The sequence below is a fragment of the Runella rosea genome (assembly GCF_003325355.1).
Classification (GTDB): Bacteria; Bacteroidota; Bacteroidia; order Cytophagales; family Spirosomataceae; genus Runella; species Runella rosea.
This window is the reverse complement of record NZ_CP030850.1, coordinates 4185202-4202353: the sequence shown is the minus strand read 5'-3', so window position 1 is coordinate 4202353 and position 17152 is coordinate 4185202. Positions and strand designations below refer to the sequence as shown.

The 17152-nt window shown below is 45.3% G+C and carries 14 protein-coding genes; 12 read left to right on the top strand and 2 right to left on the bottom strand.

The features are described from left to right. Nucleotides 1–183: 183 nt before the first annotated feature. The 5 genes from DR864_RS17665 to DR864_RS17645 all read left to right on the top strand — a co-directional run bounded on the left by DR864_RS17665 (nt 184) and on the right by DR864_RS17645 (nt 6128). Nucleotides 184–1872 (top strand): trypsin-like peptidase domain-containing protein, encoded by a 1689-nt coding sequence (locus DR864_RS17665; RefSeq protein WP_114068211.1) that lies wholly within the window; start codon nt 184–186, stop codon nt 1870–1872. Between the two features lie 90 nt (nt 1873–1962). Next, nucleotides 1963–2847, top strand: coding sequence for a serine/threonine protein kinase (locus tag DR864_RS17660; protein WP_114068210.1), 885 nt, complete (start codon nt 1963–1965; stop codon nt 2845–2847). Beyond that, nucleotides 2823–3719: a Stp1/IreP family PP2C-type Ser/Thr phosphatase gene (locus DR864_RS17655; RefSeq protein ID WP_162793908.1), complete on the top strand. Its 897-nt coding sequence runs from the start codon at nt 2823–2825 to the stop codon at nt 3717–3719. The genes DR864_RS17660 and DR864_RS17655 overlap by 25 nt, the downstream gene beginning before the upstream one ends. 33 nt (nt 3720–3752) lie before the next feature. Beyond that, complete coding sequence (locus DR864_RS17650) at nt 3753–5501, top strand: serine/threonine protein kinase (protein WP_114068208.1); 1749 nt, start codon at nt 3753–3755, stop codon at nt 5499–5501. Nucleotides 5502–5513: 12 nt separating this feature from the next. After that, nucleotides 5514–6128: an outer membrane beta-barrel protein gene (locus DR864_RS17645; protein ID WP_114068207.1), complete on the top strand. Its 615-nt coding sequence runs from the start codon at nt 5514–5516 to the stop codon at nt 6126–6128. A gap of 92 nt (nt 6129–6220) precedes the next feature. Here DR864_RS17645 and DR864_RS17640 read toward each other — a convergent pair whose 3' ends face one another. Next, entirely contained in the window at nt 6221–6922 is a 702-nt protein-coding gene (locus DR864_RS17640) for an SGNH/GDSL hydrolase family protein (RefSeq protein WP_114068206.1), read from the bottom strand. Between the two features lie 53 nt (nt 6923–6975). Here DR864_RS17640 and aat point away from each other — a divergent pair, with 53 nt between their 5' ends. The 6 genes from aat to DR864_RS17610 all read left to right on the top strand — a co-directional run bounded on the left by aat (nt 6976) and on the right by DR864_RS17610 (nt 13576). After that, a complete protein-coding gene (gene aat, locus DR864_RS17635) occupies nt 6976–7605 on the top strand; it encodes a leucyl/phenylalanyl-tRNA--protein transferase (protein ID WP_114068205.1) in 630 nt (209 codons plus the stop codon). 149 nt (nt 7606–7754) lie between these two features. Next, nucleotides 7755–8243, top strand: coding sequence for a (2Fe-2S)-binding protein (locus tag DR864_RS17630; protein WP_114068204.1), 489 nt, complete (start codon nt 7755–7757; stop codon nt 8241–8243). Between the two features lie 57 nt (nt 8244–8300). Next, the gene (locus DR864_RS17625) at nt 8301–10454 is read left to right on the top strand and encodes a xanthine dehydrogenase family protein molybdopterin-binding subunit (RefSeq protein WP_114068203.1); all 2154 of its coding nucleotides are present in this window, start codon (nt 8301–8303) and stop codon (nt 10452–10454) included. A 187-nt stretch (nt 10455–10641) separates the two neighbouring features. After that, on the top strand, nt 10642–12435 hold the full coding sequence (locus tag DR864_RS17620) for an acyl-CoA dehydrogenase (protein WP_114068202.1): 1794 nt from the start codon (nt 10642–10644) through the stop codon (nt 12433–12435). A gap of 137 nt (nt 12436–12572) precedes the next feature. After that, nucleotides 12573–13088 carry a uridine kinase family protein gene (locus tag DR864_RS17615; protein WP_114068201.1) on the top strand — a complete coding sequence of 172 codons (516 nt, stop codon included), beginning with the start codon at nt 12573–12575 and terminating at the stop codon, nt 13086–13088. An 83-nt stretch (nt 13089–13171) separates the two neighbouring features. Beyond that, entirely contained in the window at nt 13172–13576 is a 405-nt protein-coding gene (locus DR864_RS17610; protein ID WP_114068200.1) for an Hsp20/alpha crystallin family protein, read from the top strand. A gap of 55 nt (nt 13577–13631) precedes the next feature. Here the strand turns inward: DR864_RS17610 and DR864_RS17605 are convergent, their stop codons facing one another. Beyond that, on the bottom strand, nt 13632–15197 hold the full coding sequence (locus tag DR864_RS17605) for an OmpA family protein (protein ID WP_114070342.1): 1566 nt from the start codon (nt 15195–15197) through the stop codon (nt 13632–13634). Between the two features lie 163 nt (nt 15198–15360). Here DR864_RS17605 and DR864_RS17600 point away from each other — a divergent pair, with 163 nt between their 5' ends. After that, nucleotides 15361–17088, top strand: a complete 1728-nt coding sequence (locus DR864_RS17600) for a VRR-NUC domain-containing protein (RefSeq protein WP_114068199.1) — start codon at nt 15361–15363, stop codon at nt 17086–17088. The last annotated feature ends 64 nt before the right edge of the window (nt 17089–17152 follow it).

Below are 17152 nucleotides of genomic sequence, written 5' to 3'. Positions count from 1 at the left end.
CCTATACTTCAAAATACAGGTTTCCCCTTACCCAAAATGTAGGTGTTTCCGGATTTACCAGCGTGGCTTTTTGGAGGAACTTTGTATCATCAGAAGCGAGGCAACAAAAGCACTGAAAATAAAGCAACTCACTGATATTCAAAAAGAAATAGTCATCATAAAAATCCGAAAAACATTACAACAATGAACGCTACCGTCAAACAATTCGTCATTCGTCACCTTGTGGGAGCCAAAGCAAATCAGGTGGAAGAATTTGATTTTAACAGTCATAACGAACTTACGCTGGGCCGCTCAAACGAGAGCGATATTCAGTTCGACCCTGAAATTGATACGGTTGTGAGCCGCGAGCATGGCAAAATCGTCAAAGAAGGCCCACTGGCTTTTGTATTGATTGACAACAACAGCCGCAACGGAATTTTTGTCAACAAAACACGCGTAAAAGGACAGACTCCCATCGAACCAGGTGACGAAATCCAACTCGGCAACAATGGCCCCGCTTTTATTTTTGACATTGACCCGCGTCCCGCCGAATTAATGCCCGCCACTCGATTGGTAGAAGTTGTTAAACCAACCAATGAATTTGTTCCGTTGGAAGTTTCTGAGTCAACGCCTATCAAAACGGGCATTGGCAAGCAGACATTTGAGCGAGTAATTAGTACCGAACGCAGCAAATCTCGTCGTACGCTTTGGGCTGCTATGGCCGCCGCTTGTGTGATTTTTGGCTCTTTAGGATTTGTTTTCTGGAATTCGACCCGAGAAGAACAGGCGGAACTGGATGCTAAATACAATCAGGCGCTCCAAAAACAACAAGAAGAAGCACGCATCCAAATGGTGGCATTGCAGGAAAAAGTAGAGCAGGGCAAGCCAATTTCTACCGCGGCCATCGCTTCCGCCAACACCGATAAAGTAGTGAAGATTTTTATTTCGTGGGAATTGTACGAAGTGCAGGAAAACGAAGAATTGTATCATGAATACCGCCCTGATGCGCAAGGTACATTCCGTCCGCTGTTTGTGCAGACCCAAAATGGCATCGAGCCTTATTTGGTTACCAAGAAAAAATCGTTGGTAGGCTTACCCGTGGGCTCTACTGGAACGGGCAGCGGATTTGTAGTAAGTTCCGATGGTCAGATTTTGACCAACCGCCACGTGGGCGCCGCTTGGAAAACGCGCTATTCGGGCTTTGCTTGGAACAACTTCCCAGGCTTTTTGGTGCAGGGGCTTGATAAAACGGGTCAACCTGTATTGGCCAAAGAACCAACCGTGGGTGCCGAACAGATTTTTGGCTGGGTGCCTTCGGAAGCTACCATGGTGGATGGTCGCCCGGCGCAAGTGGAAGGCCGCAACAAATACTTAAAAGTAGTCTTTGCCAACACCTCACAGCCGTATGAAGCTCGTTTGATTACGCCTTCACAAAGTCATGATGTGGCGCTTATTAAGGTGGATGTCAACAATCTGGCTCCCGTGACGCTCAAAGACAATTACGGTTCGGTAAAAGCGGGCGAAGAAATTATCGTGATGGGCTATCCGGGCGGTGCTCCGCAGCAGCGCGTGGTTCGTAAATCAAATGACCCTTTCAAGCCCAATGCCGAGGTGTTTGAAGTGGCTTCGCCCGTTACTTCGCCGGGTCATGTGCAGCAAGTAGTGGCAAGCTCCACCGAATTTTCAACCAAACAATCAGGTTTCGGTGATAGCTACCAACTAGACCTAAACGCCACGGGCGGCGGCAACAGCGGCGGGCCGATGTTTGACGAAAAAGGAAATGTCATCGGGATTTATTATGCGGGTGGCGGCGACGCTCGGCAGGGAATTATCTCTTTCGCCATCCCCATCAAGTACGGAATGGAATTGTTAAAAACGCCTAAAAGCGAATAATTAAGGGCTTTTTAATTCACGATTAAAAGCGTAATTTTTTGATAGTCAGATGTTTTGTTCGGTAAAATTAATCATTGAAAATCCACTAAAATGCAATTAGGCCAAAACATAAAAGGCTACGTTTTAACGCAATGGCTAGGCTCGGGAGGAATGGGCGAAGTGTATCAGGCACAACACCAAACCTCTCGCCGCCCAGCGGCGGTGAAAGTCCTCTACCGAGCCGACCAAGCCGCCCGCTTTCGTAACGAGGCTTACATTCAGGCTTCTGTGCAACATCCTCACATTGCGGCCCTTTACGAATACACGATTGAAAACGGTACGCCCTGCATTATCATGGAATATGTCGAAGGAATTACGCTCGAAAAACTCATCAAACGTCAAGGCCGACTGCCCGAAGCGTTTGTCTGGAAGGTAATGGAACAGATTGTGTTGGCGGTGATTTATTTGCACGAACGACACATCATCCACCGGGATTTGAAACCGGGAAACGTAAAAGTAAATCGTGAGAGTTTTGCCAAATTGTTGGATTTTGGAATCGCCAAATCGACTTATACGCCCAAACTCACGCAGGAAGGATACATCGTCGGAACGTCGCATTACATGGCTCCTGAGCAGTTTCACGGCAAAGTAAGCATTCAGTCTGATTGTTGGTCGTTAGGGGTTTTATTCTACGAAATGCTGACGGGGCATTTGCCTTTCGACGGTCGCAGCGAAACGGAAGTTCGCTTAAAAATTGAACGGGGACAGTACACTTCCCCCGATTTATTGGTTCCACATTTGACAAAAAGAAGCAAGCGTCTCATTCATAAGTTGTTGCGAATCAATAGCGCCAATCGAATGACGGCGGCGGAACTGCTGCAAGAATTAACAAGCCCAGCAGACAACGGATTTTCGCTTGCAGAATGGGTGGATACCTTCACGGATTTTATGGGAAAAATCTCCGTAAAACGTTGGATAAGAACAAAAAATCATTGACCTACATCGAACCTCTACGTGCCATGTTCTGGAAAAAATGGTTATCAAATAAAGCAACTGACACCTCCCCGTCAGAATCTTTCAGCGACTTACGGGCCGTGGTGGTATCGGATGTAGGTTGTGTGCGTACCAACAATGAAGACGCGGCGCGGTTTGTGCGTCCGGCAGATTTGTTAGTACGGACATCAAAAGGTTTTTTGGCGATTGTGGCAGATGGCATGGGAGGGCACGCCGCTGGAGAAATTGCTTCTCAAATGGCGGTTGAAACCATTGCCAAAACGTATTACCAACGGGAAGAAACACCCGAAGAAAGTTTGTTTCTGGCATTTACAAAAGCCAATCGTGCCATTTGGCAGGCGGCAAGCCGCAATGCACGTCAGCGCGGCATGGGCACAACCTGCACGGCGGTGGTGGTGTGTGATGCTAAATTGTACATTGCGCATGTCGGTGATAGCCGATTATATCTGCTCAAAAATGGTCAGCTTCTGCAATTGTCAACTGATCATACATACGTTCAAATGCTTGTTCAGCAAGGGGTTATTGCTCCTTTGGAAGCCGAAAAACATCCAGAACGAAACGTACTTACCCGCGCCATGGGTACCCACAACAAAGTGGAAATTGATGTTGAAGCGATGACACATTCTCTCGAAAACGATGATCGCCTGTTGCTCAGTACCGATGGTCTGTATGACTATCTCACCAATGATGAAATTGCGCAACTGATGCTCATACCGACCTTAAATGAATCGGCGCAGCAGTTGGTAGAAGCCGCCAAACAACGCGGTGGACACGACAATATCACGGTGTTATTGATTGAGCGGCTCTCTTCAGAAGCACCGCAAGCCCTCCGCCCAACCGAAGAAATTGCCTGATATACATATAATTAACCGTTACTGTTTACTGAAATGATTGGCCGAACCCTTCACAACTATCACATCGAAGAACTCCTCGGCGAAGGAGGTATGGGGACGGTGTATCGGGCCACCGATACGTTTCTTCGACGTTCTGTTGCTATCAAAATGTTGCATCCACATTTGTTGCGCGACACTACATTCATGGAACGATTTCGAAATGAGGCCGTGCTTTCTGCCCAACTTAACCATCCGAATGTGGCGACGTTATACAATTTCCTTCAAGTTCGATCCGACAACGTGATGGTGATGGAGTTGGTGGACGGAATGACTTTAGAGCGCTTGGTCTCTAAGCAAGGAAAACTGCCATTAGAAACAGCCATCAGGATTGTTATTCAGACACTTGATGGGTTGCAGCACGCACATTATAAAGGAATTTTGCACCGAGACATCAAACCCGCCAACTTGATGCTCACCCGTGAAGGAACGGTTAAATTGATGGATTTTGGCATTGCGCGGATGGTTGGCAGTCAGCGCCTCACCCGCGTAGATAGGGTGGTTGGTACGTTGGAATACATGGCCCCTGAATTATTGAATGGCGCGGAGCCCTCGGCGCAGTCGGATCTGTACGCCGTTGGGGTATTATTGTATGAACTATTGACGGGAAAACTGCCATTTGAACCCGCTACAGATACAACGCTTATCAACCAAATTCTGACTAAAAAACCCATTTCGGCACGAACTCGGGTGGGCGATTTGCCCAAACAGATAGACGAAATTCTGGAAATACTGCTTCAAAAGAAACCTGAAAAACGATTTTCTAAAGCCTTCGAATTGCGGCAGGCATTGGCGTTGGTAGTTGCACCTGGGCCGATTAACCTCCAAATTTTTGATACGACTCCCAAACCATTACCCGCCACTCGTCTGGCAAATGTTAAAACTGATAAACCGCAAGTGGCACCTACGCGGTTGGTGGGTGCTGACACGCAACCTAAGAGGCAATCTGGAACACAACAACTCAAGGCCAATCTGCTGAGTTTGGAAGGATTGATATTGTTGGGAGCAATCGTTATTGCGGCGGGAATTGTTGGGTTTTGGCTCGTTGGCGTAAATAAAAATGATGATGACCGTAAAGAACCAACGTTTGGTCTGGTTCAAAAAGACACAACAAAAATGGTAGTCAGCAGGGTGATTGAAAAAAAACAAGACAGCCTTCCTATAATTGCTCAAGCGGAAGTGCGTTTGCCACCTAAACAAGAATCAGCCCTTCCGATTGAAAAACCCTCAAAGCCTGTTGACAATACTCCGTCCAACCCAGGGAAAAAGAAGGTGCCAGTGGACGAAAAACCAGAAGATAAAAACCCTGTAAAGGAAGAGCCGAAGCCAGTTGAAAAAGAAGAAAAACCAAAAGAACCAGAACGCAAGGTGCCCGTTCGGATGGCAACGGTCGAAGTGAAAAATGAGCCTTTTGCGGTAGAGTTCGCTCAAACAATTTCATCGGACGCGGTGGCGGGGCAAATCGTTTGGCTGAGAGCGGTATCGCCCGTTCAAATTGATGGTTTAATGGTGGTATCAACAGGAGCTCGGGTGCGGGCCCGCGTTACGTCGGCTCGACCTGCTTCCAATTCACAAAAAGCACTTTTAGCCGTTCAATTTGAAGCCGTTGAAGCGGTTAACAATCAATGGATAGGCATCAAATACCCCGAATATAGTGATAAAGCCAGCGATGAGGTGGTGTTTCAGCAAGGCCGCCGCATCAATAATCTACGTACCACTCGTACCACTCTTACCGTTCCATTTTAACCTTTTAAAACAATGCTACGACAGATAATTCTATTGCCCCTCTTGTTTCTGACCGCTTCAACTTTACTACGTGCGCAGGATATTCAGTCCAATACTGAAGGTGTAAACGTGCACTTGTACGGCAGTCTTGTTCAATGGTCATCCACTTTTTTTGACCAACTAGATGAATCAGATCCAAATGGAATAGGAGTTGGGGTGCGTTTGGGATACGGTTTTAACCAGCGTTTTGAGGCATTTGCCCAATATGAAGCCCAAACCCTAAAATTTAAGTCAGAATGGGACATCAATCAAATGGCAACACTAGTTGCTGGCATAAGGGCTAATTTTGGCGGAACATTGCAAAAAGTGCGCCCGTTTATAGAAGGTGGATACGCATTGACAAACCTGAAAATAAAGCCCGTTTTATTGAATGGTCGATTTTACGAGTTTCAGTTGAAAGGCCCTGGGGTATGGTTGGGAGGGGGCGTAAACTATTTTATAACCCCTACATTGTCGATTAATGGTCGGATTGGCGGTACTTTTGGGAAGTTTAATAGCTTTTTAGCAAACGGTCAGGGGTTTGAAGACCGTCCCGATGTGCGCACTTTTCGGGCATCGTTGGGGATAGTTTATTTTTTTAATCAATAAAAGTGACTTTTTTTAATTCAATACGTATATATATGGAGAGATTCAAAATCGTTTTAGGATACTCTATTTTCCTGTAACACGTTTTACCCTACTTATTTATTTACCCGATTTTGTACCGTTGGTAAGGCAAATTCAGCCCACTGACGGTACATTTTTCCTGAAAAATGAAGCCCGTCATCCGCAATAAGTGAAGCATCATTGCGAGCCGTTCGCGAGAGCGGCGTTATATCAATAAACACAATCCCTGATTTTTCACATTCTTCCTTGGCCGCTTTGTTAAAAGCATCAATTTCTGTGGCAATTTTGGCCTGATCGCTTCCTTTGGCAAACGGTGTCACGCCCCAATCGGGGGTTGAAAGCATAAAAACGCGTTCGATATTTCCGCCCGCAAACCCAATGGCTTGTTGAAGAAGTTCCTGTAACTCTTCGCGGTATCGCTCAATGGATTGGCCCCGGTATTGGTTATTTACCCCAATTAAGATAGAAACCAAATTGTAAGGGCCTTTAGGATTTCGGCCTTTAATGCCTTCCATCAGTTCGGCCGTAGTCCAGCCTGTTTTGGCGATAATCTCTGGATTGGCGATGTTTATGTTGTTTTTGCGCAACAAATCACTCAAAATAACGCTCCACCGTTCTTCGGGCGTTACTCGTTCACCAATGGTATAAGAATCGCCAAGTGACAAATAACGGTATTGTCCGGGGACGAGTGTAGGCGCTGGAGTCTGGTCGTTGTTCATAGGAGATTCGGAGGCACAAGCCATCATCAAAATTAGAATACTTATCATCCATTTCATCGCTCGTTGACGTTTTTATTGTATTTTTGGGGTTGAAATACGGGTGGTTTTTTATGAATTTTTTGTCGGCCGACGATCTTATTTATGGGTACATGAATGGAATTTTTCCAATGGCCGATGCCGATGGTACGCTTTATTGGTACTCTCCAGACCCCCGGGCCATTATTCCGCTCGATACCTACAAACCTTCAAAATCACTGCGCCCAATCCTTAATAAACAACAATTTGAGATTCGAGTTAATGCTGATTTTGAGGGAGTAATGAAAGGCTGCGCTTTGCCCAGACAGGATGAAGAATCCACGTGGATTTCTGATGAAATCATCAGCGCGTATTCTGAGTTGAATCGAATGGGTTTTGCACATAGCGTCGAAACCTACGAAAATAATGAACTGGTCGGTGGTTTATATGGTGTTGCCATTGGCGGTGTTTTTTTTGGAGAATCCATGTTTCACACCGTAAGCAATGCCTCCAAAGTCGCTTTTCATTATTTAATTGAAATTCTTAAACAGCAAAACTACGACCTTCTGGACACGCAGTTCATCAATGACAATGTACGCAGATTTGGAGCCATTGAGATTCCCAAATCAGAATATATTAAATTGTTAAAAAAAGCTCTTCTTAAAAAAGCCCATTTTGTTGAAACAGATATTAAGCATCTTTTCCAAAATCCGTTTGGAAAATAAAATAAGGACCTTATATCTACGGGCATTTCAGGCAAGTTTTATGTATTTTGAGTTTGGAAAATTGTGCTTTCATCCGTAAAACTTGGTTTTGCCCCATATTCTCTTAAACTTTACTTAAAAATAACCTCTAATAGAACCTTTTCGAAGCTATGGCCGCGATTTCTCTGAATGTCAACGGAAAAAACTTTTCCCTTGATATTGACCCCAAAATGCCGCTCCTCTGGGCAATCCGCGATTTTGTAGGACTGAAAGGTACCAAATTTGGCTGCGGAATTGCGCAGTGTGGTGCCTGTACTGTTCATTTAGAAGGCAAGCCTACCCGTTCGTGTGTGCTTCCTGTTCAGGCCGTAATCGGTAAAAAAATTACGACCATCGAAGGCCTTGGCACCGAAGAAAATCTGCATCCTGTACAACAGGCGTGGATTGAGGAGCAAGTGCCGCAGTGTGGTTATTGCCAGTCGGGCCAAATCATGGCAGCAAGTGCTTTATTGAAAGAAAAAGCAAATCCTACCGATGCCGATATTGATTCCGCCATGCGCGGACATATTTGTCGTTGTGGTACGTATGACCGTATTCGTAAAGCGATTAAACGAGCGGCAAAAGATACGCCTAAAGCCGACGTAACTGGCGGAAAATAAACCACAACTTGCGGATGAATAGTGATGTGTCAGAGGCAATAAAAAAAGACAATAAAGATGAGCAATCGTAGAGATTTTATAAAAACACTTGGCTTATCATCGGCAGGTCTGATGATGGGTCTTTCGGCTTCCTCTAAGCCAACGGTCATTCCATTAAACGGAGCAGGCCCTTCTGCATTGGCCCTCGAAATCAATCCATTTATTGTGATTGAGCCAAACGGAAAAATCATTTTGATTAATCCGCGACCTGATATGGGTCAAGGCTCCACGCAGGCTGTACCGTCGCTGTTGGCCGAAGAACTTGAAGTGCGCCTTGACCAAGTAACCATTTGGCAATCAGACGGAAAAGGAAAGTACGGTGACCAAACATCTGGCGGAAGCAGTAGCGTGCGAGCATTATGGAAACCTATTCGTCAGGCAGGAGCCGCTGCCCGGGAAATGTTGGTGAAAGCAGCCGCTCAGCGCTGGAGCGTTCCCGAAAGCGAATGTTATGCCAAAGAAGCCAAAGTTTTCCACAAACCAAGTGGAAAATCGTTGACTTACGGAGAAGTAGCCGACGAAGCTTCAAAATTTGAAGTACCCAAAAATCCCGCACTCAAAGAGGCCAAAGACTTTAAGATTGTAGGAAAATATGCTCCTCGATTAGACGTCCCCGCGCGGGTAACGGGCAAAGCCGTTTTTGGTATCGATGTTGACGTACCTGGAATGGTCTATGCCGTCATGATTCACAATCCCCACATTTTTGGGAAAGTAGTATCAATTGATGACACAGAAGCGCTCAAAATCAAGGGAGTACAAAAAGTTTTGAAGTGCGAGCGGCCTATGCCCCACCGCACGGCCGAAGCTGTGGCAATCATCGCAGACAACTATTGGGCGGCCTTATCGGCCAAAAAAGTGGTAAAAGTTCATTGGGACAACGGAACAATACCCCATACCTTAACTACCGATGCTTATTACAAAAAATGTGCGGAAGCCGCTATCAAAGAAGGGTTGAAAGGCGAAGAATCGGGTGATTTTGCAGCGGCATTTGCGGGGGCAGCCAAAAAAGTGGAAGCGCTTTATGAAACTCCGTTTTTGGCACACGCGCCTATGGAGCCAGAAAATGCCATTGCGCACGTAAAAGAAGACGGTACGGTGGAAGTTTGGGCACCAATTCAGGGGCCAGATTGGGCCTTGCGTGACTTGGCTGGGTACCTCAAAATCAAACCCGAACAAATAAAAATAAACGTAGCATTGCTGGGCGGAGCCTTTGGTCGCAAAGCCTACCATGACTTTTTGCTGGAAGCCTGTTTTCTGTCAAAAGAAGTGAAAAAACCAGTAAAATTGGTTTGGACGCGCGAAGATGACATCACCCAAGGGCCGTACCGCCCGGGTATGATGGCTCGGATGCAGGGAGGGGTTGATGAGAAAGGCAATATTGTAGCTTATCACCACCATCCTATTGGAGAATCTATTCAATTTCAGGTATTTAAAGCACCAAACGATAAACCTGACGATTGGATTTGTGGTGAATTGAGCCAAAAAGAACAAAAATATGCCATTCCAGCCTTCAAAGTGTCGTTTACGCACGTCGATACAGAGATTCCGATTGTATGGTGGCGCTCGGTGTATGCGTCCAATTTTGGGTTCAGCCAGGAAGGGTTTTTGGACGAACTTATCCATTCGGCGGGCAAAGACCCACTGAAAGCGCGTTTGGAAATGATGACCGATGAGCGATTCAAAAAAGTGCTCGAAACATTGGGCGAAAAAGCCAAATGGGGTGAAAAACTTCCCGCTGGACACGGAAAAGGCATTGCTGTTTTCAAATCGTTTGGAAGCATCAGTGCGTGTTGCATTACGGTAGCCAAACACGGAGCGGGCGTAAAGGTCGAAAAAGTGGTGTCGGTCATTGACTGTGGTCACTACGTAAACCCAGACAACGTGAAAGCCCAAACTGAAGGCAACATTGTGATGGGAATTACGGCGGCAGTTAAAAAAGGGGTAACGTTTACCCACGGACAAGCCGACCATACCAATTTCCATCAATACCATGTAATGCGTTTTAACGAAATGCCTGCGGTTGAGATTCATATCGTAGAAAGCGGTGCCGAACCAGGTGGAGTAGGAGAGCCTGGATTGCCGCCGATAGCTCCAGCATTGGCCAATGCTGTTTTTGCCGCGACGGGCAAACGGATTCGAAAATTACCTTTTGATTTGAATACGTTGGCGTAAAAACTGAACCCTTTCCATATCTTCAAGAATTGGAAAGGGTAAGTGGATGAACATCATATAAGCGGCTTTCGAGCCGCTTTTTTTGTAGGTCAGTTTATCTTATAAAGTTTTTATATATCTTTGCAATTCGGTATGCTTGCATACTAATAAAACCTGATTGCTGAACCTTCTAAATGCTTAACTGCCAATGGCCCAGTATTATAGCCGTCGTAACCTTAATTTTCTTCTCTACGAAGTATTTAATGCTACTGAGTTAACGCACTACCCCTACTACAGCGCTCATGACCGCGAAACGTTTGATATGACAATTGATGCCGTGACCCAGATAGGCGACAATATCATGTTTCCGCATTTTCGTGATTTAGACCGGAATCAGCCAGAACTGAAAAATGGTAAAGTAACGGTACATCCAAAAGTAGGTGAATACCTCAAAGCAATGGGCGACGCGGGACTGATCGGAACGGGTTTCTCTTTTGAAGATGGTGGCCAGCAATTGCCCGAAATTGTTAATTCCATTCTTGGGTTTATCTTAATGGCGGCTAACAACGGCATGATGTACACTGGGCTCACGTCAGGAGCGGCCCGGCTGATTGCCTCGTTTGCTTCGGAGGAATTAAAACAAACCTACGTAGAAAAAATGCTCGGCGGAAAATGGCAGGGCACAATGGCGCTGACCGAGCCCCAGGCGGGCAGTTCATTATCAGATATTACAACTTCAGCTACCCCTCAGGCCGATGGCTCTTACCAAATCAAGGGCCAAAAGGTCTTTATTTCGGCGGGCGATCATGATCAGTGCGAAAATATCATTCACCTGATGTTGGCACGGATTGACGGTGCCCCCAAAGGTACCAAAGGCATTTCTCTTTTTGTAGTACCTAAATACCGCCTTGACGGCACCGAAAATGACGTAACTTCCACAGGAATCTATCATAAATTAGGCCAGCGGGGTGTGCCTGCCATGCACCTGACCATGGGCGACCGCGATGATTGCCACGGTTGGCTGGTGGGTGAACCGCACCGAGGGCTTAATTACATGTTTCAGATGATGAACGAAGCCCGTATCGGTGTAGGAATGACGGGCGTGGCAATTGCTTCGGCGGCGTATTGCGCTTCGTTGCAGTACGCCAAAGAGCGTCCACAAAGTCGTAGACTGAACCAAAAGTCAGCCTTGGACAGTCCGCAAATTCCAATCATTCAACACCCAGATGTAAAACGAATGTTGCTGCTGCAAAAGGCAATCGTGGAAGGTTCGCTATCTCTTTTGATGGAAACCGCCCGCTGTGCCGATATTGCCCACGCGAGTGAAGACCCCGAAGAAAAGGAAAAATACCATTTGATGCTTGAGTTGCTGACACCAGTGGCAAAAACCTACCCGACTGAAATGGGATTGGTTGCGGTAAGCAATGGACTACAAGTACTAGGAGGATATGGTTTTACGGAAGATTTTCCGTTGGAACAACTTTACCGTGATATTCGCATCACCCCGATCTACGAAGGAACCACTGGAATTCAGTCGCAGGATTTGCTTGGTCGTAAGATGACCATGAAGGGTGGCAAACCTGCTCAGTATCTTTTTGGAGAAGTGGCTAAGACCATTGCCGAGGCCGAAACCTACGACAATCTGAAACCTTACGCCCAAAAATTGAAAGCTGAATTGGGACGTTTGCAGGAAGTAACGATGGCTTTGATGCCGTATGCGATGCAGGGCGATATTGAGCGCTTTTTGATGGACGCAACCTTATACATGGAAATGTTTGGTATCAGTACCGTGGCGTGGCAGTGGTTGAAGCAGGCCGTTGTAGCGCAGCGCACCATTGTTACCCAAAATCCTGACGGCGAAGAGTTGGCGTTTTATGAAGGAAAAATTCATACGATGAAATTTTTCTTCCATTATGAAGTTCCCAAAACGCTTGGCTTAGCGGTGCGTTTGAAAGACAACGAAATATTGACAATAGCCACCGAAAAAGAGGTGGTATTGTAAACGGAATGGGGTTTAGACCCAAAAAAATTTATCATCAACTAAAAACCGAAGCAACAGTCCCGACATTTGTCGGGATTTGTTGTTTATAAGGGAGTTTGGGTTTATGTTTGTGGCTGAACCCTCACTCTTCACCTACCATGATTATTGGCATTGGCGGACGCAGCCGGTCAGGAAAAACGACGCTTGCCGAAACATTGGTTTGGCATTTCCGTGCTCAAAATAAACGAGCAATAGCCTTACACCAAGACGATTTCGTTAAAATCCTTCATGACATTCCCCTGATTCGTGACCGTACAGATTGGGAAACGCCAGAATCTATTGACTTTGAGTTATTAAGGAAAGCTACTGGATTTTTGCATCAAGACTTTGAGGTACTGGTCATTGAAGGGGTTTTAGCATTTGTTGACGATGACTTGAATGCGTTGTACGATTTTTGCTTTTTCACCCATATTTCAGAAGAAACATTTCGGATTCGTAAAGCCGCCGACACTCGCTGGGGTGAAGAGCCCGTTTGGTACATCAATCATATTTGGGAAAGCTTTTTGAAATATGGCCAACCTCCCCAAGAATTAAAGAATCTGATGATCATTGATGGGGAAAAACCGTATCAAATGGGGGAAATAGTGGAATTTTTGCGCCATTTTGACAAATGATTTTACAATAAATAGTCATTTTGTCATAAAATAAGTCTTGGTACGCTGTTTGAGAATTTAAAACCAACTAGCCAAATAGCAAGATGAAAGCAAAAATTCAAATTCCGCAAGAAATTCTGACCGCAATAGATTACGCTAATACGACCAATGGTGGAATGAGTGAACCTGATTTAGCCATCACTCAAGACGAAAAAGGGTATGAAGTACGAATCAAAGCGGCTGGTCTAGGCCCCGATAGTTTTCAGGTAGATGTGCTGAACAATCGTTTGTGGGTATATCATTTATTACCCCTCTTTGCAGACCGCCCCGACGGGATGGATAACCTGCAAACTGCACGTACGCTGGGCAATTTATTTTTGCCTAACGACGTCAATGTTGACAAAATCGTGGCGCATTATGAGCAGTCAACCCGTGAACTTAACATAACATTACCCTATAATCATCCGACGCGTAACTTCCGTCGACACATTGATGTAGATATTGAGTAAGGTGTTCATTGTCAATTAACTACGAGTTATCTTTCGTAGTTAATTGACGTGGATGTTATTTCTTCAAAATCTTGAATTCTACCCGACGGTTGATTTGCTTGCCTTCGTCTGTATCGTTGGAGGCTTTGGGTTTTGATTCTCCGTAGCCTTTGCTTTGCACGCGGTCGGGCTCAATTCCTTTTCCTATAAAATACTCTCTCACTGAGTCCGCGCGGTCTTGAGAGAGTTTGATGTTAGAAGCATCGCTTCCTACATTGTCGGTGTGGCCACCTATTTCCAATACTAAGCCTGGATTTTCGTTGAATGTCAACACCATTCGGTCCAATTCGGGATTAGATTCAGGGCGTATTTCGGCTTTACCCGTATCAAAAAATAAATTATTCAAGACCCCGACTGCGTTGATTTCGATGGGGACTAATTTTAGGTTTGTTCCTGCAACTTCTTTATAATCAGTTACATTAGTCAAGTCAATGTTTTGTGCTTCGGCAATAAAGTCTTTCGCAACGGCTCGTACGCCATATTTAATGCCTTTAGGAAGGACAATTTTATACTCGCCCGTTCGGGGGTCGGTTTGTGCTGTACCTACTTCGGTGCCGTCGGCCAGATTTTCGTAAATGATTCGGGCGTCAATCGGTTTTCCTGTTTTGGTATCCAATACCTTGCCGCTCAACAACACCACGGGATCGGGTGTGGGCACAATGGAAGGGGTACTGGGCTCATCGGATTTAATCTTGATTTTTACAATATCTCCTTTGCCGAGCGTATTCTTTTTGGAAACCATGTATGCATAATCGCCTGCAGCCGCAATGGTGTAATATGCGTCATAGCCATCGGTGTTGATGGCTGGGCCTAAATTGACGGGCTTAGACCAAACTTTCCACGTTTTGTCAATGCGCTTGGTGTAATAAATGTCATTGCTCCCCTGTCCGCCAGTTCGGTCGCTAGAAAAATACAGGGTGGCCCCGTCAGCGGCTAAAAAAGGCGTGGTTTCCGTAAAATCGTCGGTATTTACATCAAGGCCCAAACTTGTTGGCTTGGTCCACGTACCGTTTTTTTGCTGAAAGCTTACATAGATATCATCTTTGGTACTTTTCTTTTTCTCACTGAAGGCCATTATTAGCGTTTTACCGTCGTTTGACAAAAATCCGCACATGTATTCCCCTTTACTCATTCCTTCAAGACCAGCAATGGCGAGTTTTTGAGGTGCCGACCAACCGTTTGCGGTGCGTTTGCTAAACGAAAAACCACGTGTTTGGTAAGTGCCTTTTTCGTAAGCCCCCATGATAAGCAATGTATTACCGTCGGGGGTGATGCTGTAAGCGCAATTGTATTCTTCTTTGTTAATCGGTGGAGTCATGCGACGGGCTAAACCCCATTGATTATTGGTGAGTTCAGAAAACCAAATATCTTGGCTACCTTCCAATCCATGCGCGTTTTGGGGATGGCTTACTCGCGCAAAAAACAATGTTTTACCGTCTGGAGAGATAACTGGATTGATTTCGTTGTATTCAGAATTAACAGAATTGCCCAGATTTTCTACCTTTGGCTGGCTAAAGGCAATGAACGAACAAAAAAATGATTGGATCAGTAAATAGTAAAAGGCCGTTAGCTTTGGATTCATCACAAATGAAAAGTTAGGGAATAACATCACCGCAAAAAGCGAATTTCGTACCATTTTAACGAATTTGCAGATAAAATTGATATTCAAATTGTTTTTACTGTAAAACTTCCCTTTTGATGGGTAGCGGCCTGGTGTATTTCTCCAAAAGTTGAACGTATATTATATGGAATCAATCCCCTCACGGGAAACTGCGGCACCTACTGAGCTGCCTCCCAAATACTATCTGGATTACTTCTTATTTTTGGTGACGTTTGTAGAAAAGCTGTATGGTGATATTCTAAACAGCGACGAAAAAGAGTTTATTCGAGGTTTTCGGGCGTTATCAGAAGATGCGCAATGTCTGTTTGTGCGTTTTAGCAATCGGCGCGGGTTATTTTTTCGGACGAGTAAGCTGAAATACAACGAAATAGAAGATATTCCTGCCGCTTTGTACGAGTTGGAAGACAAAGGTTTTATCAAAGAATTGAGCGCCCAGCACGAATCCTACGCGCTGGAAGTCCTTAATTTATTTACCAAAGAAGAATGGATTAAGCTGGCCCCGCCCAACGAACTCTCGCTCAAACCTCTCAAAAAACCTGACTTGATTCGGTATTTGAATTATACCTATACGTTTGATTTGTTGGTCAAACAAATCAGCACAGCGCCTGAAGAAACGGTCATTAAAGTAGGATTTGAGGTGGAAGTAATGATGCTAAAATTTTTGTTTTTTGGCAATCGTCACGCCGATATGACTGAGTTTGTGGTGCGAGATTTGGGCAAAGTAAACTTTGAACGCTACCGCGACGATGCCTACACCGCTCGGTTTCCTACTCGTCAAGATGCCGAAGATAAATTGATGGTCTCACTGACGGCGGAGCAATTCTACGAAATGCAGGAAGCTACTACTCCCCCTGAGGAAATTTTTGATTGGTTTATGAATTGGCAAGCTTCGATTCATAAACTAGGAGAAGTAGCGCAACCAGGATATATAAAATTGATTAATCGTATAGGGATGTATTTGGAGCGGCAAAAATTGCCTGAACAAGCGCTGACGGTCTATCAATTGACCGACCACATTCCTTCGCGGGAGCGGCGGGTGAGGTTGCTGCATCGCATGGGATATTTGGAAGAAGCCATTGCTCTCTGCGAAGCCATTGCCCAAGACCCTCAAAATGCCGACGAGCGCTTTTTTGCTCTGGATTTTCAGGAAAAAATAGCCAATGCCAAGAAGCGAGTCAAGAAAAGTGTGACGCGATTTTTGCAGGATTCGGAAAGTGTACAGATTTCGATTGATTTTAAATATCGGGTAGAACAGGGTGTGGTTGACTATTTTATCAACAACGGTCGCGTAGCGGTTCATGCTGAAAATTATCCTTGGCGTGGATTATTTGGGCTTATTTTCTGGGATATTATCTACGATACCAACGTTCAGGCCATTCATCATCCGTTGCAACGAATGCCTTCTGACTTTTACCAACCTGACTTTTACCGTAAGCGTGTTACACAAATTCGACAACGGTTGTCGGAGTTGGACACGCCCGAAAAGATAGCACAGGTATTGGAAAGTACGTTCATCGAAAAATTCGACATTGCCAACGTATTAGTAGATTGGAATGAAGTATTGTTGGAATTGGTAAAACTCATGGCCTTGAATTTAACACCGATGCAGCTGCGGGCAATTTTGCTGGAAATGGCCACTAACCTCCGCGAAAATACGCGCGGTTTTCCCGATCTGATGGTTTGGGATGAAAATGGACTGGAGTTGATCGAAGTAAAATCTCCCACCGATCATTTGTCCTCCCAACAGCTACATTGGATGCACTTCATGGCCGATTTGGGGGTAAAAGCACGGGTACTGAGAGTGGAGTGGAAAAATCCGCCCGAGCCTGCCGCTGATTTGCAGGATAGTTAAAACAAAACCCCACGGCTCCTTACCAAAGAGCCGTGGGGAAGGGACTTTCAAGGTACGCTGTCTG